Here is an 18,479-nt window from a genome sequence, read left to right as displayed (position 1 = left end):
AGTTTCACGCGTCCGAGGTTGCACTTCCTGATGCGCTCGGCCTTGGCGATGCGACCGGCTTTGCGATGGGCTTTTTCGAGGGCATACAGCCGGTTCCGTGCTTTGCCGGTCTTCGAAACCTGGTCGCTGTAAGCGCTCAGCACGGCGCCGAAGGTCTGCCCATGATGCTCGCCATTTCGTTGATCCGATAGACTTTGCTTATGGCGAGCAACTATAGACACTTCTGAGCAAGAATTGAGTATCAGTTGCTCGCTGCTTCTGCACGGTGATGGGCCAGTACGGGCTGACTTTCTGGCTGCCCACGCTGATCAAGCAGACCGGCGTGAAGAGCGTGCTGGACGTCGGTTTGCTGACCGCGATCCCGTTTGGCGTGGCGGTGTGTTCGATGATCCTGGTCAGCCGCAGCTCTGACCGCATGTGCGAGCGCCGCTGGCACCTGATCGTGCCGTTCTGCTGCGCGGCACGGGCCTGGTGCTGAGCGCCGTGTTCAGCCATAACACCGCGCTGTCGCTGGCAGCCCTGGCGCTGGCCGCCGGCGGCAGCCTGGCCACCTCGCCGCTGTTCTGGAGCCTGCCGACGTCCATCCTGTCGGGCGTGGGCGCGGCGGCGGGCATTGCGCTGATCAACTCGTTCGCCAACCTGGCCGGCTTTATCAGCCGCGCGTCACTGCGTGAGGCGATCTCTACCTTGCAGGGAATGGGCGTGGTGGTGTCGCGCCCGGGCAAGGGCGTCTACGTGACGGCCGCCGCCGACAGCGCCGCGGCCACGCCGCCCTGGCGCTTTGCGGCCACGCATTCGCTGATCGACATCTACCAGCTGCGCTTTGCGCTGGAAGGGCTGACCGCGCGGCTGGCTGCGCTGGCCATCTCCGAGAACGAGATCGAGCAGTTGCGCCAGAACGCGGCCACGATGCAGAGCGCGATCGAGGCGGATGCGTATGACGAAGCCTCGCAACTCGACTACGAATTCCACACACTGATCGTCACGGTGTCTGGCAACCAGGTCATCCGCGAGATTCTGCGCGAAAGCGCCGAGGTGATGCGCGAGAGCCAGCGCCTGCCGTACTACCGGCGCGGCGCGCGCAATGCCACCTTCACCGAGCACAGCGCCATCATCGAGGCGCTGGCCGCCCGCCAGCCGGAGCAGGCGCAGCGCGCGATGGAGCGCCACATCATGCTGGCGGCGCGCCGTGCAGGCGTGCATTTCCCCACGGGGGACGAGAAAGAGAATTGAGCTGAGCGGGTGTCAGCCCAGCCGGAACACCCCGACCGCCCGGTTCAGCCCCTCCGTCTGCTGCCGCTGCACCCGCGCAGCTTCGGCGGCACTGGCCACCAACTCTGCATTCTCCTCGAATGCCGCCTGGATCTCCGCCACGCGCCGGGCCATGCCTTCGATGCCGCTGCGCTGGTTGTCGCCCAGCGTCGCCAGTTCCTCTACCAACGTGGCAAGCTTGCCGATGCTGGCCACCACCTCGTTCATGGTCTCGCCGGTATGGCCGACCAGTTCCGTGCCGGCGTGCGCGCGTTCGACCGAGGTATTGATTAGCCCGCGAATCTCCTTGGCCGCAGCGCCACAGCGATGCGCCAGTTGTCGGACCTCGCCGGCCACCACCGCAAAGCCTTTGCCGTGCTCGCCCGCGCGCACGGCCTCCACGGCGGCGTTCAGCGCCAGGATATTGGTCTGGAAGGCAATGCTGTCGATCACGCCGATGATCTCGGTGATGCGCCCGCAGGCCTCGTTGATCTCGCCCATGATGTGGATCACCGACAGGATCTCGCCACTGCCGCGCGCGACCACGGTGCTGGAGGCCCCGGCCAGTTCGCAGGCGCCGCGGGCGTGGTCGGCGCTGGCGCGGGCGGCCTGGGTCAGCGCCTGCATGTCCTGCATGGTGTGCGCGACGGTGCGAGCCTGTTCGTCGGTGCGGCGGGCGACGGTGGCGCTGGTGTCGAGGATGTCGCCGGCCGCATCTGCCACGGTGCCTGCGGTGTTCCGTACCTGCAGCAGCGTCTGGCGCACGGTGTCCAGCGTTTTGCGGAAGGCGCGTGCGAAGTCGCTGTCCGGGTGGCGCCATCGGCGGTCAGCGTCAGGTAGCCGGGTTCGCGCTCGATGCCCGCGGCCAGCGCGCTCAGTTCATCGGTGGCGTGGGCATCGCGCTCCAGCCGCCACGCGATCACGCACAGCACGCCGGTCTGCACGATGACGAAGGAGGCGTGGAACAGCACCATATTGAAGCTGGGGTCGGTGAAGCAGATGGTGTTCCAGCCCCACTGCTGGAAGAAGTTGAAGCTCAGGTGATGCAACGCGATCACCGCCGCCGTCCAGCAGGATCACGCGGAAGTCGCGGTAGGCCAGCAGCAGCGACAGCGAGACGAACACTAGGAAGTGGAATTCCACCTGCCCGTGCGCCTGGTGGATCAGCAGTGCGACGAAGATCATCAGCAGCACGGCCATCGCCAGCCGCGTAGCCAGGCGCGCGGGCAGGGTGACCGCCATCAGCGTGCCGAGCAGCGCCATTGGCAAGCCCAGCGTCAGCGTCAGCCCGGTCGACCCATAGTGATTGCCGACGATCAGCGACAACAGGCCCAGCACCCACAGCATGGCCGTCATCAGCTGGTCTGCGCGGCGGTGCACGCCTTGCAGCAGCGGGGTGTGCGGCGCGGCTGGCGCAGAAACGGAACTGCCCGCGGCACGGCGGGCAGGGATGGTCGCGGACAGCCGTCCGGTCAGGGCGTGGTCAGCGCTGGTCATGGTTCCCGCGCAGCGTAAGTCGAGAAGACGCTGCACCCCGTATGTCTTACTTTATGGTGTTGCGCGGCTGATTATATCGACGCCTACCGGCTGCGACAGGCCATGGCGCAGCCGCGCAACACTGCGGGCAAATTGCTGCAATTGAGTGATGTTCGGGGCCGGCGCCAGGCGCTACGATGTCGCGGCGCGGCCCGCGGCGCTGCTTCAGTCGCCATGCCTCAGTCCAGCCGGATATTGTTCTCCTTGATCACGTTGCCCCAGTACGCCTGATCCGCTCTGGTCGCCGCCGCGAACGCCGCCGGCTGCGTCGTCTTGACGATCAGCCCCAGCTCGGCCAGGCGCTGGCGGATCTCCGGCGCGGCCATCACCGTTTCCACATCGGCCGAGATCTTGTCGACGATGGCCTGCGGCGCGCCGGCGGTGGTGAACAGGCCAAACCAGGCCGGGCCGTCCAGCCCCTTGTAGCCGAGTTCCTGGAAGGTCGGCACATCCGGCAGCATCGGCGCGCGGGTATTGCCGGTAACGGCCAGCGGCTGGAGCTTGCCGGTGCGCGCATGCTGGCGCACGGTCATCGGCGACAGCGTGCCCAGCGAGATCTGGCCGCCGATCAGGTCGGTGGCGATGGGGGCTTCGCCCTTGTACGGGACATGGACCAGCTGGGCGCCCGCGCCCTTGAGGAAGACCTGCATGTAGAGATGGGCGCCGGTGCCAATGCCATAGGTGCCATAGGAATACTTGTCGGGCTGGGACCTGGCCAGGCTGATCATCTGCGGCAGCGTGCGCGGCATGGCGCTGCTGGCGGTCAGCACTAGGCTGGTGGTGCATAGCTGGCTGATGGCGGTCAGGTCGCGCAGCGGGTCGAACGGCGGTTTGGCCACCATATAGGGCGTCTGCACCAGACTGGGCAGGGCCAGCAGCAGGGTGTAGCCGTCCGCCGGCGCCTTGGCGACTACGTCGGCGCCAATCATGCCGCCCACGCCGGGGCGGTTCTCCACGATCACCGGGCGCTGCCACAGCTTGCTGAGCGGGTCGCCCAGCGCGCGCGCCAGCACGTCGGTGGCACCGCCGGGCGGGTAGGGCACGACCAGCCGCACCGGGCGCGACGGGTAAGCCTGCTGGGCCCACCCCCGGCTGATTCCAAGGGTCCAGGCGGTGGCGGCCAGGGAACCTGCTCCCAGCCAGTGCAGGACCTTGCGGCGGTCGGCTTGCATCGTGTTTCCTCCAGTCGTTGACATCGTGTCGGTGCGCGGTACGGGCGCGCCAGGGCGCCAGTGACCACGGCAAACCGCAGCCTACGAGGCAGCGCCATGCCGGGGCATCGGCGGGATGGACGAAAAGAGTGGGGAGTACTTACCCGGGGGCATGTGCGGGAGGGTGTATGCGGCAGTGCCGCAATCCGAACCGGGGTTTCCCTTATGATGGGCGCAGCCGCCGTCTCTGCCGCTTGCCTGCCTGATCCCGTGCGGCGCCTGATCCATTTCTTGCTTGTTCCATCATGGCCCGCCTCAAACTCGACCTGCCCGCCGACCAGTTCTGCTACGCCACGCACCTGACCGTGCGCGTGACCGACATTAACTCGGCCAACCACCTTGCCAACGATTCGATGATCTCGATGATCTCCGAGGCGCGGGCGCGGTTCCTGTATGAATTCGGCAGCGAGGATGTGCGGCAGGAAGGGGTGGGCATCATCGTGACCGACCTGGCCACGATGTACCGCAACGAGGCACATGCGCGCGACCAGCTGCAGTTCGAGGTGGGGGTGATGGACTTCAACAAGTACGGCGGCGACATCATCTTCCGCATCACGCGGCCTGCCGATGGCGCGCTGATCGCGATGGCCAAGTCGGGCTTTGTCTTCTTCGACTACGTGGGGAAGAATGTGGTGGCGATGCCGGAGGGGTTCGCCAGGCGATTCCCGAAGGTGAACTGGGTGGAGTAACCGCTTGCATGGCGCTGTCCTTCAACAGCGCCACGTTCCTGCAAGAAATTCGGCTTACGCCTTGCGCTCGCCGCCCAGCGCCTCGGTGAGGTCGCTGAGCATGCCGGAGAGTTCGCCGGCCATCATGGTGAAATCGGCGTCGAAGCGCTCGTCTTCATCGTGCGCCGTGCCATCGGCCTGTTCCTTGATCACGTCGAGCGGGGCCACCTTCTTGACCACCAGCCCGTCGGTCAGCACGAACGACACGCGGTCGTTCCACGTCATCGCCAGGCGCGTGCAGCGCTTGCCGGCGGCGATATGGCGGCGCAGGTCTTCCGGGTCCAGCGGGTGGCGCACATAGCGCACGGTGGCCTTGCTTTCCGCGCCGGATTGCAACTCGATTTCCTGGTCGACGGTGAAGCCGCCCGGTGCCGCATCCCCGGCCAGCCATTCGGTCATGGCCGCCACCGGCGACTGGTTGACGTGCAGGTTGATCAGCGGCAGCGGATCCAGCGCCTTGAACAGCATGCCGCGCACTTCATCGGCCTTGGCCGTGGCGGCGGCGTCGATGGCAAGCCAGCCGTTGTCCGGGTCGATCCACACACGCGTGTCGCGGCGGATGCTGAAGGCGCGCGGCAGCAGTTCTTCGGTGACCTGCTCCTTCAGTTCCTTCATTTGCTTGCGGCCCGGCTTGTAGCCTTGCTGCTCTTCAACTTCCGCGGCGCGGGCGCGCGTGACCTGGTTGACCACGGTAGTGGGCAGCAGCTTCTTTTCCGTGCGCAGCGTCAGCAGCATCTGGCCGCCGACGGTATGGACCAGCTGGCCGTTGTCACGCGGCGAGGCCCAGCCTTGCGTCTGCATTTCGAGGCTGGTACCGGGGAAGAAGGCGTGCTTTGCCAGGCTGGCTTCAACCTCGTCGGCGCTCAGCGACCACGGGGCGGAGAAACGATGGACCTGCAGATTCTTGAACCACATGGGAATTCGGCCAAAGGGACGAATTCTATCCTCTCGCGGCCCGCGGACGCGAAAAAGGAGGGCGCCGCGCAGCACGCAAGCCGCGCGGCGGTCACCGAAGGCCCGCCCTTACAGGTCGAGCTTGCTGATCTTGCTGCCCTCGAAGCTCAGACCCGCCATCAGGCCGGCATTGGTCAAGACGAAGCCGACGATGGGCTGCTGGCCGGTGTTGGTGTCCAGCACGCCGTTTGCGCCAATGGTGGCCACTGCCACGGTGGCATCGACGCCCGCGGTCCAGCCGCTGCTGCGCACGAACTTGTCGTAGGCATCCGGCGTCAGGAACATCAGGATCACGGCCTTGGACTGCGCACCGATCTGCCAGCCGACCGAGCCGGCGATCAGGCGGTAGTAGCCGCGCGTGGCGCCGCCCGAGCGCAGGGCACCGTCGCCATACTCGCCGCCGACGATAAAGCCCGCCGTCAGCGTCTTCGGGAACACCAGGATGCCGCGTGCGCGGTTGCCGAGCTCGCGCGAGCCCTTGACCGAGTCGTATAGGCGCGACAGCGTGCCGTCTACGCCGGAGTCCAGCTCGCGCCGGCGCGCGGCCTTGTCGCTGGTGGCTTCGGGTTTGGTGGTGGTGCAGGCACCCAGGGCCAGGCTGCCAAGGGCCAGACCCGCGCTGGCCGAAAGGAAGGTTCGACGTTTCATCTCGTCTCCTTGGTGTTGTTGTCGTCTTTGAAGCATAGGCGCCGGAAGCACCCGGGCAAATGCCGGACCGCGCAGAGACGTTTCCATTTGTGACGAAGGTGGTGCCGGGGGGCCATTCGCGGCAAGAATAGTCAGTCTTGCGCCCGGAACGTCCCATGGCTGACACATGGGGTGGCCAATGCGCCGTGACAGCATCATCCTTCCATGAAAAAACTCCTGACCGCCCTGCCGCTGGCCTTCCTGGCCGCGTGCGCTTCACATCCTTCGGGTTCTTCCAATGACGCCGGCGCCGCGGGTGCCGGATCGCAGTCGGCCGTCGACAGCAGCGGCTGGCAGGCGCTGCGCGCCAAATACATGGATTGCGCCCAGAAGAAGGCCAACGATAACCTGTCGGCCAAGGGCCAGCCCAAGGACGTGGCCAACCTGGCGCTGGCCGCGTGCGAGCCTGAACTGAACGCCATGCATGATTCCTTCCGCAGCTACCTGGATGCGCAGATGTCGTCGTCGCACGGCAAGAGCAGCGCGCGCCAGGCAGCGGCGCGCGTGACCACCGACACCCGCGAGAAGGCGCGCAGCTACCTAGTGCGCTACGTCGAGCGCGAGCGCTACGTGGCCCGCGTGCCCTGAGGGCACGCGCCCGGCAGCCTGCTCAGAGCATTTCCAGCGGGCCCGGGCCGTCGGGCGGCGGGAAGATGCGGTCGAGTTCGGCCAGCTGGGCGGCCGACAGCGTATGCGACAGCGCGCCCAGATTCTCCTGCAGGCGCTCGCGCCGGCCGGTCTTGGGGATGGCGATGACGCCGTCCTGCGCCAGCAGCCAGGCCAGCGCCGCCTGTGCCGCCGTCATGCCGTGGTCGCGCGCAAAGCGCTTCAGCCCGGGGTTGCCCAGCAGGCGTGACTGCTCGATCGGCGAATAGGCCATTACCGGCACGCCACGCTGGCGCAGCCACGGCAGCAGGTCCCATTCGATGCCGCGCCGGCCCAGGTTGTACAGCAGCTGGTTGGTGACCAGCCGGTCGCCGCCCGGCGCGTCCCACAATTCCTGCAGGTCGGACAGGTCGAGGTTGCTCACGCCCCAGCGGCGGATCTTGCCGTCGCGCTGCAGCGCCTCCATGGCCTGCACCGTCTCTTCCAGCGGCACGCCGCCGCGCCAGTGCAATAAATAGAGGTCGATGCGGTCGGTGCGCAGCCGCTTCAGGCTGCGCTCGCAGGCCTGCACGGTGCCGCGCCGGCTGGCGTTGAAGGGGTAGACCTTGCTGACGAGGAAGGCCTCGTCGCGGCGCCCGGCGATGGCTTCGCCGATCATCTCCTCGGACTGGCCCTCACCATACATCTCGGCGGTATCGATCAGCCGCAGGCCAAGGTCCAGGCCCAGGCGCAGCGTGGCGATTTCTTCGGCGCGCGCGGCGCGCGACTCGCCCATATTCCACGTTCCCATGCCGAGCGCCGGGACGCGCTCGCCGTCGGGCAGGGTGATTTGCTTCATGTGTTCGCTTCCTGGTTTGTCGGGTCAAGTGCCCGGCGGCACCCAACCGCCACGGCAATGGTTTCTTGGTGAACATCCAGGCCCACGTACTTGCTAAACTTGTCCATGACCTGCCCCCTCAATTGTGGCTCTGGGCCGTTGGTTTAACCCATCTCAAGCCTAATCCACGGCGCTTGAGGTGCGGCAGGTCAATACATTTTGTCTAGTTAACAACACCTGAAATGTACAAGCCGCGCGGGCAGGGATTGCTTCAGACCAGTCCGGTCAGAAAATACACGGCGATGACGAAGAACACCGCGGCGGTCTTGATCATTGTGACGGCGAAGATATCGCGGTAGGACTCGCGGTGGGTCAGGCCGGTCACCGCCAGTAGCGTGATCACGGCGCCGTTGTGCGGCAGCGTGTCCATGCCGCCGCTGGCCATCGATACGACGCGGTGCAGCACCTCCAGCGGGATCTGCATGGCCTGCGCGCCCGCGATAAAGGTCTGCGACATCGCCGCCAGCGCAATGCTCATGCCGCCCGAGGCCGAGCCGGTTATGCCGGCCAGCGTGCTGACCGAGACCGCGGCATTGACCAGCGGGTTGGGGATCGCGCGCAGCGCGTCGCTGACTACCAGGAAGCCGGGCAGCGCGGCGATGACCCCGCCGAAGCCGTATTCCGATGCCGTGTTCATCGACGCCAGCAGCGCGCCGCCGACGGCGCCCTTGGTGCCCTCGGCAAAGCGCTCGCGCAGGGCGCCGAAGGCGGTCACCAGCACCACGGCGATGCCCAGCAGCAGCGCGCCTTCCACTGCCCAGATCGCGGTCACGCTGGCGATCTTGGTTTCCACCGGCTTGGGCAGGCCCGGCAGCGCCACGCTGTTGGAAGGGCCATACCAGAGCGGGATCATCCGCGTCAGCCAGAAGTTGGCCACGCCCACCACCACCAGCGGCAGCAGCGCCAGCAGCGGGTGCGGCAGCTTGCCGGACTGGCTGCGCTCGGGCTCGTTGCGCAGGTTGGTGCCGTAGCCTTCGTCACGCGCGGCGGCGCCGCGGCGGCGCCATTCCAGGTAGCTCAGGCCCACCACCAAAATAAACAGCGAGCCGGCCACGCCCAGCACCGGCGCGGCCCACGAGGTGGTGTTGAAGAAGTTGGTGGGGATGATGTTCTGGATCTGCGGCGTGCCCGGCAGCGAATCCATGGTGAACGAGAACGCGCCCAGCGCGATCGCGCCCGGCATCAGCCGCTTGGGGATGTTGCTCTGGCGGTACAGCTCGGCCGCGAACGGATAGACCGCGAACACCACCACGAACAGCGACACGCCGCCATAGGTCAGCAGCGCGCACACCGTGACGATCACGGCGTTGGCGCGCGAGCGCCCGATATAGCGGATCGCCGCGGCGACGATGGATTCGGAAAAGCCGGACAGCTCAACTACCTTGCCGAACACCGCACCTAATAAAAACACGGGGAAATACAGCTTCACGAAGCCGACCATCTTCTCCATGAAGATGCCGGTGAACACCGGTGCGACCGCGGACGGGTCGGTCAGCAGCACCGCGCCCAGTGCGGCGATGGGCGCGAACAGGATCACGCTGTAGCCGCGGTACGCGGCGAACATCAGAAAGGCAAGGGCTGCCAGCACGATCAGAAACGACATCGGATCTCCTTCAGGGTTGCCTTGTCCTGAGGTGCGGTCCGTTTGCCGCGCGGGGGCTGGCGCTTGTGGCGCCTTGTCTCTGTCAGTCCGTCAGGAAAAGGGATCAGCGGGCGACTGTGCCACAGCTTGGCGCGCGGCGAAACCTCTGGTCTCGCCGCGGGGCACTGAGATGACAGCCGGCATGAAGGAGGTGCGCTGTTTCAGCCGTGCTGGTGGCTATACTCCTGCGTGCGCCCGCCGTAGCCATAGGCCGCGGCGCGGGCGTCGATCACGTGCACGTACGACACCGGATGCAGCTTGCCCAGCAGCCCCGACATGGTCTCGAACACGGCCTCGATGAACTGCGCTTTCTCCGCCTTGGTGTTGGTTTCATCGGTCACGCTGATGTCCAGGTGGAAGGCGTTGCGGCCCTGCTCCGACAGCGGCACGTCGGCGATGATCCAGCTGTCGTGCGGGATGTACTGGACCGTGACGGCAATCACGTCGCGCTTCTTGCCGAGCACGCGCTCGGTCAGGTCGGCGATCGCCCTGGCGCTGCGGCGGGTGAGGGCGGCATCGGGCTGGCCGGACAAGTGCAGGACGATGTGGGGCATGGCTGGCTCCTTGGTTTTGCGTGGGTGGGTGATGCCATGGTAGGGGGTGGTGTAGTATCGGAAAAGCGGGAATATCCGATGTGAACCATCGGGTTATCCGAAGTAATGCCACCCTTGCCGGAGCCTTGCCATGCGTGGATTCGAAACCGACCAGTTGCGCACCTTTGTCACGGTCGCGGACAGCGGTAGCCTGTCGGCGGCGGCGCCCAGGCTGTTCCTGTCGCAGTCCTCGGTCAGCGAGCAGCTGCGCAAGCTGGAGGAGCGCGCCGGCGTGCCGCTGCTGTCGCGCGGACGGCATGGCGCGGTGCCGACGCCGGCGGGGGAGCGGCTGCTGGAACACGCGCGGCGCATCCTGGCGCTGAACGAGCTGGCCCTGCAGGAGTTGCGCGGCCACGCGCTGGCGGGCGAACTGCGGCTGGCCGTGACCGATTACTTCCGCCCGGGCGAGATCGCCGGCATGCTGCGGCGCCTGCGCGAGCGCTACCCGTACCTGCGCCTGCACGTGACGGTGATGAAGAGCGCGGCAATCGATGCCGCCGCGGAGATGGACACCTTCGATATCGGCCTCAGCATGCGCCTGCCCGGCACGCGCGGGCAGGGCGCGGGCACGCGCGGCACGGTGCTGCGGCGCGAGCCGCTGGCCTGGGTCGCCGCGCCGGCCGAGGCCGACAGCCTGCCCGCGACGCTGCCGCTGGTGCTGCTGCCCGACACCTGCTCGCTGCATCAGTACGTGGTGCAGCTGCTGCTGCGCAAGCGGCTGCCATTCGAGGTTGCGCACTCGGCGTCGGGCGTCGCGGGGCTGCACTTGGCGCTGGCGGCGGGGCTGGGGTTGTCGTGCCTGAATGCGTCGGCGATCGGCCCCGGCGTGGCACCGCTGGATGGCGCCACCATCGCGCGGCTGGGCCTGCCGCGGCTGCCGGAGGCGGAGTTTTTCCTGTTGCCGGGCCGGCGCGGTGAGTCAGCCTTTGTTGCCGAGGCGCGCGATGCACTTGCCGGGCAGCTGGTGTAGGGAATGAGTTTCTGAAGTTCGGGATACGGCACAGGAATAGCGGTGCTGGCTCAGCCTTGTGCTTAAAGCAACATATATTGACCGCGAATAGGAATAATTCGCAATCTCGTTGACCGTGACAATCCTGTAATCGATAATGCGCCCGCGTTTTCAAAACTATTACAGCCGATTACACGGAAATGAGAATAAAACTTCACCCGATCTGTGCCGCGGTGGCGGGGAGCTTCGTATTTCAACCGATGCTGGGGTGGGCCCAGGCCGCGCCAGACGCTTCGGCGCAGTTGCCTGAGGTCACGGTCAGGGCCGACGTCAGCCGCGAGCTTGGCACCGGCTATAACCCGTCCAATGCGGTCAGCGCGACCAAGACCGAGGCGCCGCTGCGCGACATCCCGCAGACCGTCAACGTGGTCACCGGTGATGTCATGCGCGACCAGCACGCCACTTCGATGCAGGATGCGCTGAAGAACGTGCCGGGCGTGTCGTTCTCCACCGGCGACGGCCAGCGCGACCAGGTGTCGATCCGCGGCTTTTCCGCCATCGCCGACCAGTTCGTCGACGGCATCCGCGACGATGCGCTGTACTTCCGCGACCTGTCCAACGTCGACCGCGTCGAAGTCATCAAGGGACCGGCGGCGGTGCTGTACGGCCGCGGTTCGTCGGGGGGCCTGATCAACCGCGTGACCAAGAAGCCGGGTATCGACGTCACCGACTTCGCGCTTAGCTACGGCATGTGGGCCGACCGTCGCGCCGAGGCCGACGTGGGCCGCGTGTTCGCCGACGGCGCCGCCGCTTTCCGCGTGACCGGCGCGGTGGAGAAGGCCAACAGCTACCGCTCGCAGCAGTTCCTGGACCGTGCCGCCGTGGCGCCGTCCCTGGAACTGCGCATCGCGCCAGAGACCACCGTGCTGCTGCAGGCCGACTACCTCGAAGACCGCCGCGTGACGGACTTCGGCATCCCGGCCTACAAGGGGCGCCCGGTGGACGTGCCGGCCTCGCGCTATTACGGGGCGGCCAATGCGCGCGACGCCGACTATAGCCAGTCGCGTGTGTACTCGGGCACTGCCACGATCAACCATCGCTTCAACGACGACTGGTCGATCCGCAACGCCACGCGGTACTACCACTACTCGCTGGATCGCAATAACACGCTGACCAGCGCGGTCAACGAGGTGACACAGCGGCTGACGATGTCGCACTCCAACGTCTACCGCGAGGAGCACGGCTGGTTCAACCAGACGGACCTGACACAGAAGGCGACGATCCTCGGTACCAGGCACGAAATCCTGTACGGGATGGAGATCGGCCAGCAGAACAAGGATCTGGTCAATTTCTCCAAGGCCGTGCCGGGCACCTTCGATCTGTTCAACCCGGTGCTGCCGACGCTGCCGCGCCTGGTCGGCGGCACGCCTGCCACGAGCAACCTGGCCACCGCCAAGACCCTGGCGTTCTACACGCAGGACATGATCACCTTTACCGAGCAGTGGAAGGCGCTGTTCGGCGTGCGTTACGACAACTTCCAGCAGGACACCAACCAGCGCCTGGCTGGCCAGAAGAACCTGTCGCGCACCGACAATGCCTGGAGCCCGCGTGCGGGCCTGGTCTGGCAGCCGTCGAAGGTGCAGTCGTACTACGTGTCGTGGAGCCGGTCGTTCCAGCCCTCGGGTGAGACCTTCGCGCTGGCCGCCAACAACGCCGAACTGGCGCCGGAGACGACCAACAATGCCGAAGTCGGCGCCAAGTACGACTGGCTCGACGGCAAGGCGAGCACGACGATTTCGGTATTCCGGCTGGAACGGAACAATATGAAGATCGCCAATGCCACCGGCACGGCGCTGATTCCGGTTGGCGAGCAGCGCACGGACGGCATCGAGCTGAGCGGCGCCGCGGAGCTCGGCAGCGGCTGGCGCGTGCTGGCCGGCTATGCCTACCTGGATGCAGTGGTGACCAAGTCGACCCCCTTGTTCCAGGGCAAGCGTGCCACGCTGACGCCTCGCCACTCCGGCAACGTCTGGCTGACCAAGACGCTGGGCAACGGCTTTGGCATCGGCGGCGGCCTGAACCTGGTCGGCGCCCGCATGGCCGATCAGGCCAATACCGTCACGCTGCCGGGCTATGTCACGGCGGACATGATGGCCTGGTACCGCCATGGTCCGTTCGAGGCGCAGTTGAACCTGTACAACCTGTTCAACAAGAACTACATCGTCTCGGCGCATGGTTCGAATGCCAACCTGAACATGCCGGGTGCCCCGCGCAGCGTGATGGCCACCCTGCGCTACCGGATGTAAAGCGCAGCATCGTGGACAAAAAAACCGGGCGGTTCATCACCGCCCGTTTTTTTTCGACTGCCGTTTCTCCTTCGGCTGGGACACGCAGCGGCATGCCCCGGAGAAACCCTGAGTCCTGCGCCGTGCCGGCAGGGTCAGTGGTCGCGTTCCCAGGTCTGGGTGCGGCCGATCAGGCTGATGCCGATGAAGCCGCGCACGTTGAGCTTGTTGCCGTCCTCGGCCAGCGACATCTTGCTCTTGTAGACCTTGCCGTTCTCCGGGTCCAGGATCTCGCCGCCGCTCCACTCGTTGTCGCCGGTCTTGCGCAGGCCGGAGAGGATGGTCATGCCGATGACGGGCTGGTCCTTGCGTGCGTCGGTGCACTTGTCGCACACGCGCGGCTTGCCGTCGCTCTCGACGAAGGTCTTGATCAGGCGTCCGCTGAAGACGCCGTTCTTCTCGGCGATCTCCACCAGCCCGCGCGGCTTGCCGGTGTTGTCGTCGATGGTCTTCCACGTGCCGCTGGGCGTGGCCTGCGCCATCGCCGCGGCGCTGCCAAGCAGGGTGGCGGCAAGCACGGCGGCGCGCAGGGTCGAAGCAAGGGGGGAATGGATGCGCATGATGTCTCCTTTGAGGTTCGTAGCCACGCCAATCTACTGGCGCCGAGGCCGCGCCGCAATCCGGCGCGGCGCGGCGCGCGCCTTTCCGCCGCCCTCGCCTGCTACCCGCAAAGCCGCATGCAGCTGCCGTTTGCGGGTTATTGTGATGCAGCAAAAGACACCGGCGGGCGGGCGCTGAAGCAATCCTCTAAGCGGACGTACGACGCGCTGCCGGCAGGGCGAGGCGAGTGGTGCGACGAGCGGCGAGGGTGAGAGCGCGAACACGCGAGGCACGGCGCGCGCGATCCGGATCGCACGGCAGGCGCGCGGATCGAACACGCATGCCGATGGCTTGATCGAAGCGTCTGCCGAAGTGTTGCCGCGATGCTTCGCGAGCGTCGCGGCTTGGCTCGATCGCAACGCTTTGATGCCCTCGCGATGTCTTCGCGCTGTTGCGTCGATGCAAACCGTTGCGTGCACGCATCACTCTCGGAGGGTGTGTGCGACGCTGTCGCGCGAAGCGCGAGGCGAGCATGAGCGAGGCTCGCTCGCATGGCGGCGCGTGCGTGCGCTGCCGACTGTGTAAAGCATGCAGGGCGTGTGTCACGCTGCGCGGCGCGCGCGCGTTCAGGAACGTGTCCGCGCCAGTCGACGGCTGCCGCACGCGTATCGGTGCATCGCCCGCAAAGCCTTTGTCCATGCGGCTTTTCGGAAAACGCGATGACGCGCGCAGCGTCGTTGCGCAATCGTCAGGCGCGCGTTGCGATGCTGGTCGTCAGCGTTTGTCGCGGTGTGTAAAAGCTGCGATGCGCGGTGCGTGCGATGGGGTGTCGCGCTGCCTGTGCGAGCGTGCGAAACGCGCATCGGCGCCAGCGCGCGAGCGACGCGTTGCGATGCTATCGGCAACGTCTTCGTGACACCGCGCGTGAGAACTAGTTCGAGCGAAACATGCAGGCAAGTTTTTTTGCACTTTTTTCTTAACATCATCGTGCAAACGAATTATGATTCGCCTTGACAAGAGTCTCACTTCATTGCAGAGAAGCAGGAAGCAAGATGGAACGACAAGCGCGATGCGCGCTTCGATGCAGTGACGAAGGTAGTAGCTGAGGAGCACGAGAACTTTGACGCAGACCAGGCCGGACCGGCTTCTTAAAACGCGTGCAGTCTCCCTTGGTCCATTAACGGGTTGGACCCGCTACCACCGAATGAATGCCGCCTGCCGTGCGCGAGGCCAAGCCCGCACCGCAGGCCAGCTGTCCGATATCTCCTCATTTCTGGCCGTGCGCCGGCTCAACGGGCGGTGCGGGCTGATCGAATATTCCAGGGCGCGGCACGTGCCCGAGACCCGCTTGCGGGCTCGCTCCGGCCGCCAAGTCACCGCCACGGGCGGTGCGCCTGCAACCAAATTCATTAGCGTGCAGCAGTGGTCGGGCCGCACGCCGATGAATCGCTCGCTCGACTGGGGCCGCGCTGCTGTAATGCGCCTCGGGTCGGTCGGGTCGCCAACTTAGGTCATTCGATATTCACTCTCTAGTGAAGGAGTTATCCATGGCAACTGCTGCAAAGAAAAAGCCGGCGGCTAAGAAGGCCGCCAAGCCGGCCGCCAAGAAGGCTGCTGTGAAGAAGGTAGCCGCCAAGAAGGCAGCACCGGCCGCCAAGAAGGCACCGGCCAAGAAGGCCGCTGTGAAGAAGGTCGCAGCCAAGAAGGCTGCACCGGCCAAGAAGGCAGCCGCCAAGAAGGCCCCGGCCAAGAAGGCCGCGGTGAAGAAGGTAGCCGCCAAGAAGGTCGCGACCAAGAAGGTTGCAGCCAAGAAGGCTCCGGCCAAGAAGGCTGCAGTGAAGAAGGTTGCCGCCAAGAAGGTCGTGGCCAAGAAGGCTGTCGCCAAGAAGGCTGTCGCCAAGAAGGCTCCGGCCAAGAAGGCTGCGGTGAAGAAGGTTGCTGCCAAGAAGGCTGCACCGGCCAAGAAGGCTGCCGCCAAGAAGCCGGCTGCCAAGAAGGCTGCTGCCAAGAAGCCGGCGGCCAAGAAGGCTGCCGCCAAGCCTGCCGCGGCCCCTGCCGTTGCTCCCGCTTCGGCTGCCAAGACCGCGCTGAACCCGGCTGCTGCCTGGCCGTTCCCGACGGGCAACCGTCCGTAAGCTGCTCCGCCACGGAGTGGACCTTACGCGTTCCGCAAGGAACCGCACCGGCACGCAGCGCGTGCCCGCATGACCGGATACTGCGTATCCGGTCCGCAAGACACCAGGTCTTGCCGACCCGCCGATGGCATCCGCCCGGCGGGTTTTTTCATGGGCGCGCGCCCGCGCGTGGGAGCGGTCCGCCACTGTTACGGAATTGCAAAGCCGAAAAGAAAAAGCGCCGCGACCCTTGCGGGTGCGGCGCGCCTTGCTGCGCCCTGGCGCGGCCCTGCGGGGCCGCGAGGGCTCAGTGCGTGACCCGGGTCACGCCGCCCGAGGACAGCAGCCGTACGCGCTCGCCGGGGCGGAAGGCTTCGTCGGCCTCCTGCGTGATCGCGCGCATCTCGCCGTTTTCCAGGCGTACGGTGATCTCCAGCCCGCGGCGCTGGTTGATCTTGTTCTCGGCCGCGCTGCCGGCAATGCCGCCGAGCACCGCGCCGAGGATCCCGGCCGCCACCGCGCCGTTGCCGCCGCCGATGGTGCTGCCGGCGGCAATGCCGCCGATGGCACCGCCCGCCAGCGTGCCGGCGCCGGTCTGGTTACCCTGGATGGTGACCTCGCGGATGCCTTCGACCACGCCGTAGCGCACGGTCTGTTCGCGCTGCGCCTGGCCCGTGCCATAGACGCTGTTGGAGTTGGATTGCGTAGCGCAGCCGGCAACCAGGGCGGTGACGGCAAGGACGGCAACGGCACCGCCACGTAGCTTGTTGTTCATGTCGTTTCCCGAAAGAAAGCCACGCGCTGGCCGCAGGTCAGGCGTAGCGGTACCCGAATGCAGACTGGAACCGGTTGCCGATTTCCTCGCGCGACAACCAGTGGTTCTGCGGACCCTGTTGCGCGATCTTGACCGAACCCATCAGCGATGCCAGGCGGCCAGTCGTTTCCCAGTCTAATCCGTTCTCAATGCCGTAAAGCAGGCCGCCACGGAAGGCGTCGCCACACCCGGTCGGGTCCACGATGCGCTCGGCCGCAACGGCCGGGATCGCGTACTGGCGACCATCGGCAAAGATGCTGGCGCCGCGCTCGCCGTGCGTGACGATGAAAGCACGAACCTTGGCGGCAACCTCGGCGCTGGTCCAGGCGGTACGGGACAGCAGGACCTGCGCTTCGTAGTCATTGACTGTCACGTAACTGGCGAGTTCAACGAACTCGCGCAGGTCTTCCCCGTTGAACAGGGGCATGGCCTGACCCAGGTCAAAGATGAATGGCACGCCGGCCTCGGCGAACTGGCGCGCATGGTGCAGCATGCCCTCGCGGCTGTCGGGCGCGACGATGCCCAGGCCCGGCGCGCTGGCGCCGCCCAGTGCATCCTTGACGTTGTTCAACTGCGACTGGCTCATTGCGCCAGGGTGAAAGGCGGTGATCTGGTTGTTGTCCAGGTCGGTGGTGATCATCGCCTGCGCGGTGAAGGTCTCAGGCAGGACGCGGATGTGGCCGGTGGGGATCTCCAGCTTGCGCAGGTAGTCCAGGTAGGGTTCGGCATCGGTGCCGACGGTGGCCATCACCACGGGATCGCCGCCAAGCATCTTCAGCGTGTAGGCGATGTTGCCGGCGCAGCCGCCGAACTCGCGGCGCATGCCGGGCACCAGGAACGAGACGTTCAGCATGTGGATCTGGTCCGGCAGGATGTGTTCACGGAAGCGTCCGTCGAACGTCATGATGGTGTCGTAGGCGACGGAGCCGCAGATCAGGCTGGCCATGCTCTCTCCAGGTGTTGGGGTGATTGGGTGGAATGGAGCCCTTGCGGGCAGTATCGGTCAGGCAGAAAACAAAAAAGCGGCCGCCCCGGGATGCGGGCGGCCGCTGCCGTCCGGGAACCCGCGGGTTCCCGGGCGTGCCGCTGATTACTTCAGCGCGGCCAGGGCGGCGTCGTAATCCGGCTCGTTCTTGATCTCGGGCACCAGCTGGCTGTACTTGACGGTGTCGTTCTCGTCGAGCACCACCACGGCACGGGCGGTCACGCCGGCCAGCGGGCCGGTCTTGATGTCCACGCCGTAGTTGCCCTTGAACTCGGCGCCGCGCATGGTCGACAGCGGCACCACGTTGGCCAGGCCTTCGGCCGTGCAGAAGCGGCCCATGGCGAACGGCAGGTCGGCCGAGATCGTCAGCACCACGGTGTTGGCGAGGCCGCTGGCGGCTTCATTGAACTTGCGCGCGGAGGCCTGGCACACCGGAGTATCCAGGCTCGGGACGATGTTCAGCACCTTGCGCTTGCCGGCGAAGTCGGCCAGCGTGACGTCCTTCAGGTCCTTGCCGACCAGCGAGAAGGCGGGGGCCTTGTCGCCGGCTTGCGGGAACTTGCCTGCGACTTCGATGGCGTTGCCGCCGAGGGTGACGTTGCTCATGTCTACTCCTTGTTGTCTGATGGATTTCCGGCTCGTGTCCG

General features: G+C 66.2%; 19 protein-coding genes and 1 pseudogene. 8 read left to right on the top strand and 12 right to left on the bottom strand.

The window, feature by feature from the left end; translation table 11 throughout:
* From AC07UK_RS35515 to AC07UK_RS35505, 3 genes and pseudogenes are all read left to right on the top strand, one after another.
* Positions 1-191, top strand: a 191-nt coding sequence (locus AC07UK_RS35515) for a hypothetical protein (RefSeq protein WP_494687799.1), incomplete at its 5' end; no start/stop codon positions are given.
* Positions 192-253: 62 nt separating this feature from the next.
* Positions 254-657: pseudogene (locus AC07UK_RS35510) on the top strand (MFS transporter); the annotation flags it as partial.
* 39 nt (positions 658-696) lie between these two features.
* Positions 697-1,233 carry a FadR/GntR family transcriptional regulator gene (locus AC07UK_RS35505; protein WP_494687800.1) on the top strand — a complete coding sequence of 179 codons (537 nt, stop codon included), beginning with the start codon at positions 697-699 and terminating at the stop codon, positions 1,231-1,233.
* Between the two features lie 12 nt (positions 1,234-1,245).
* On the opposite strand, the gene AC07UK_RS35500 is transcribed toward AC07UK_RS35505, so the two are convergent.
* The 3 genes from AC07UK_RS35500 to AC07UK_RS35490 form a co-directional block, all read right to left on the bottom strand.
* Complete coding sequence (locus tag AC07UK_RS35500; protein ID WP_494687798.1) at positions 1,246-2,016, bottom strand: methyl-accepting chemotaxis protein; 771 nt, start codon at positions 2,014-2,016, stop codon at positions 1,246-1,248.
* 114 nt (positions 2,017-2,130) lie between these two features.
* Positions 2,131-2,748 carry a hypothetical protein gene (locus AC07UK_RS35495; RefSeq protein WP_436222651.1) on the bottom strand — a complete coding sequence of 206 codons (618 nt, stop codon included), beginning with the start codon at positions 2,746-2,748 and terminating at the stop codon, positions 2,131-2,133.
* Positions 2,749-2,966: 218 nt separating this feature from the next.
* Positions 2,967-3,959 (bottom strand): Bug family tripartite tricarboxylate transporter substrate binding protein, encoded by a 993-nt coding sequence (locus AC07UK_RS35490; RefSeq protein WP_436222650.1) that lies wholly within the window; start codon positions 3,957-3,959, stop codon positions 2,967-2,969.
* Positions 3,960-4,243: 284 nt separating this feature from the next.
* On the opposite strand from AC07UK_RS35490, the gene AC07UK_RS35485 reads away from it, so the two are divergent.
* Positions 4,244-4,687 (top strand): thioesterase family protein, encoded by a 444-nt coding sequence (locus AC07UK_RS35485; protein WP_436222649.1) that lies wholly within the window; start codon positions 4,244-4,246, stop codon positions 4,685-4,687.
* A 54-nt stretch (positions 4,688-4,741) separates the two neighbouring features.
* Here the strand turns inward: AC07UK_RS35485 and AC07UK_RS35480 are convergent, their stop codons facing one another.
* Both AC07UK_RS35480 and AC07UK_RS35475 read right to left on the bottom strand, forming a co-directional pair.
* Positions 4,742-5,641, bottom strand: a complete 900-nt coding sequence (locus AC07UK_RS35480) for a recombination-associated protein RdgC (protein ID WP_153954193.1) — start codon at positions 5,639-5,641, stop codon at positions 4,742-4,744.
* Between the two features lie 108 nt (positions 5,642-5,749).
* On the bottom strand, positions 5,750-6,328 hold the full coding sequence (locus AC07UK_RS35475; RefSeq protein ID WP_316151493.1) for a BPSL1445 family SYLF domain-containing lipoprotein: 579 nt from the start codon (positions 6,326-6,328) through the stop codon (positions 5,750-5,752).
* Positions 6,329-6,532: 204 nt separating this feature from the next.
* Between AC07UK_RS35475 and AC07UK_RS35470 the strand changes: the two genes are divergently transcribed.
* The gene (locus AC07UK_RS35470; protein WP_114134128.1) at positions 6,533-6,955 is read left to right on the top strand and encodes a hypothetical protein; all 423 of its coding nucleotides are present in this window, start codon (positions 6,533-6,535) and stop codon (positions 6,953-6,955) included.
* A 22-nt stretch (positions 6,956-6,977) separates the two neighbouring features.
* On the opposite strand, the gene AC07UK_RS35465 is transcribed toward AC07UK_RS35470, so the two are convergent.
* The 3 genes from AC07UK_RS35465 to AC07UK_RS35455 form a co-directional block, all read right to left on the bottom strand.
* Positions 6,978-7,811, bottom strand: coding sequence for an aldo/keto reductase (locus tag AC07UK_RS35465; RefSeq protein ID WP_436222648.1), 834 nt, complete (start codon positions 7,809-7,811; stop codon positions 6,978-6,980).
* A 250-nt stretch (positions 7,812-8,061) separates the two neighbouring features.
* Positions 8,062-9,453 carry a GntP family permease gene (locus tag AC07UK_RS35460; RefSeq protein ID WP_494687797.1) on the bottom strand — a complete coding sequence of 464 codons (1,392 nt, stop codon included), beginning with the start codon at positions 9,451-9,453 and terminating at the stop codon, positions 8,062-8,064.
* Between the two features lie 200 nt (positions 9,454-9,653).
* Positions 9,654-10,046, bottom strand: a complete 393-nt coding sequence (locus AC07UK_RS35455; RefSeq protein WP_494687796.1) for a tautomerase family protein — start codon at positions 10,044-10,046, stop codon at positions 9,654-9,656.
* A 130-nt stretch (positions 10,047-10,176) separates the two neighbouring features.
* Between AC07UK_RS35455 and AC07UK_RS35450 the strand changes: the two genes are divergently transcribed.
* Entirely contained in the window at positions 10,177-11,055 is an 879-nt protein-coding gene (locus tag AC07UK_RS35450) for a LysR family transcriptional regulator (RefSeq protein WP_494687795.1), read from the top strand.
* A gap of 179 nt (positions 11,056-11,234) precedes the next feature.
* Positions 11,235-13,340, top strand: coding sequence for a TonB-dependent receptor (locus tag AC07UK_RS35445; RefSeq protein WP_494687794.1), 2,106 nt, complete (start codon positions 11,235-11,237; stop codon positions 13,338-13,340).
* Positions 13,341-13,474: 134 nt separating this feature from the next.
* Here the strand turns inward: AC07UK_RS35445 and AC07UK_RS35440 are convergent, their stop codons facing one another.
* On the bottom strand, positions 13,475-13,939 hold the full coding sequence (locus AC07UK_RS35440; RefSeq protein ID WP_436222644.1) for a DUF2147 domain-containing protein: 465 nt from the start codon (positions 13,937-13,939) through the stop codon (positions 13,475-13,477).
* 1,527 nt (positions 13,940-15,466) lie between these two features.
* Between AC07UK_RS35440 and AC07UK_RS35435 the strand changes: the two genes are divergently transcribed.
* Positions 15,467-16,054 carry a histone H1-like DNA-binding protein gene (locus AC07UK_RS35435; protein WP_018312105.1) on the top strand — a complete coding sequence of 196 codons (588 nt, stop codon included), beginning with the start codon at positions 15,467-15,469 and terminating at the stop codon, positions 16,052-16,054.
* Between the two features lie 286 nt (positions 16,055-16,340).
* Here AC07UK_RS35435 and AC07UK_RS35430 read toward each other — a convergent pair whose 3' ends face one another.
* The 3 genes from AC07UK_RS35430 to tpx form a co-directional block, all read right to left on the bottom strand.
* Positions 16,341-16,808, bottom strand: a complete 468-nt coding sequence (locus tag AC07UK_RS35430; protein WP_436222642.1) for an outer membrane lipoprotein — start codon at positions 16,806-16,808, stop codon at positions 16,341-16,343.
* 37 nt (positions 16,809-16,845) lie between these two features.
* Complete coding sequence (locus tag AC07UK_RS35425) at positions 16,846-17,793, bottom strand: carbohydrate kinase family protein (protein ID WP_436222641.1); 948 nt, start codon at positions 17,791-17,793, stop codon at positions 16,846-16,848.
* 144 nt (positions 17,794-17,937) lie between these two features.
* Positions 17,938-18,438: a thiol peroxidase gene (gene tpx, locus AC07UK_RS35420; RefSeq protein ID WP_114130927.1), complete on the bottom strand. Its 501-nt coding sequence runs from the start codon at positions 18,436-18,438 to the stop codon at positions 17,938-17,940.
* Between the last annotated feature and the right edge of the window lie 41 nt (positions 18,439-18,479).

The organism is Cupriavidus sp. GW821-FHT07C08, from assembly GCF_059419025.1.
The sequence above is the reverse complement of the archived record's forward strand: the minus strand, read 5'-3'. Positions and strand labels throughout refer to the sequence as shown.

Coding starts and splice junctions, on each gene's coding strand:
- AC07UK_RS35505 (WP_494687800.1), top strand. CDS start 697: ATGGGCGTGGTGGTGTCGCGCCCGGGCAAGGGCGTCTACGTGACGGCC.
- AC07UK_RS35495 (WP_436222651.1), bottom strand. CDS start 2,748: ATGACCAGCGCTGACCACGCCCTGACCGGACGGCTGTCCGCGACCATC.
- AC07UK_RS35490 (WP_436222650.1), bottom strand. CDS start 3,959: ATGCAAGCCGACCGCCGCAAGGTCCTGCACTGGCTGGGAGCAGGTTCC.
- AC07UK_RS35485 (WP_436222649.1), top strand. CDS start 4,244: ATGGCCCGCCTCAAACTCGACCTGCCCGCCGACCAGTTCTGCTACGCC.
- AC07UK_RS35480 (WP_153954193.1), bottom strand. CDS start 5,641: ATGTGGTTCAAGAATCTGCAGGTCCATCGTTTCTCCGCCCCGTGGTCG.
- AC07UK_RS35475 (WP_316151493.1), bottom strand. CDS start 6,328: ATGAAACGTCGAACCTTCCTTTCGGCCAGCGCGGGTCTGGCCCTTGGC.
- AC07UK_RS35470 (WP_114134128.1), top strand. CDS start 6,533: ATGAAAAAACTCCTGACCGCCCTGCCGCTGGCCTTCCTGGCCGCGTGC.
- AC07UK_RS35465 (WP_436222648.1), bottom strand. CDS start 7,811: ATGAAGCAAATCACCCTGCCCGACGGCGAGCGCGTCCCGGCGCTCGGC.
- AC07UK_RS35460 (WP_494687797.1), bottom strand. CDS start 9,453: ATGTCGTTTCTGATCGTGCTGGCAGCCCTTGCCTTTCTGATGTTCGCC.
- AC07UK_RS35455 (WP_494687796.1), bottom strand. CDS start 10,046: ATGCCCCACATCGTCCTGCACTTGTCCGGCCAGCCCGATGCCGCCCTC.
- AC07UK_RS35450 (WP_494687795.1), top strand. CDS start 10,177: ATGCGTGGATTCGAAACCGACCAGTTGCGCACCTTTGTCACGGTCGCG.
- AC07UK_RS35445 (WP_494687794.1), top strand. CDS start 11,235: ATGAGAATAAAACTTCACCCGATCTGTGCCGCGGTGGCGGGGAGCTTC.
- AC07UK_RS35440 (WP_436222644.1), bottom strand. CDS start 13,939: ATGCGCATCCATTCCCCCCTTGCTTCGACCCTGCGCGCCGCCGTGCTT.
- AC07UK_RS35435 (WP_018312105.1), top strand. CDS start 15,467: ATGGCAACTGCTGCAAAGAAAAAGCCGGCGGCTAAGAAGGCCGCCAAG.
- AC07UK_RS35430 (WP_436222642.1), bottom strand. CDS start 16,808: ATGAACAACAAGCTACGTGGCGGTGCCGTTGCCGTCCTTGCCGTCACC.
- AC07UK_RS35425 (WP_436222641.1), bottom strand. CDS start 17,793: ATGGCCAGCCTGATCTGCGGCTCCGTCGCCTACGACACCATCATGACG.
- tpx (WP_114130927.1), bottom strand. CDS start 18,438: ATGAGCAACGTCACCCTCGGCGGCAACGCCATCGAAGTCGCAGGCAAG.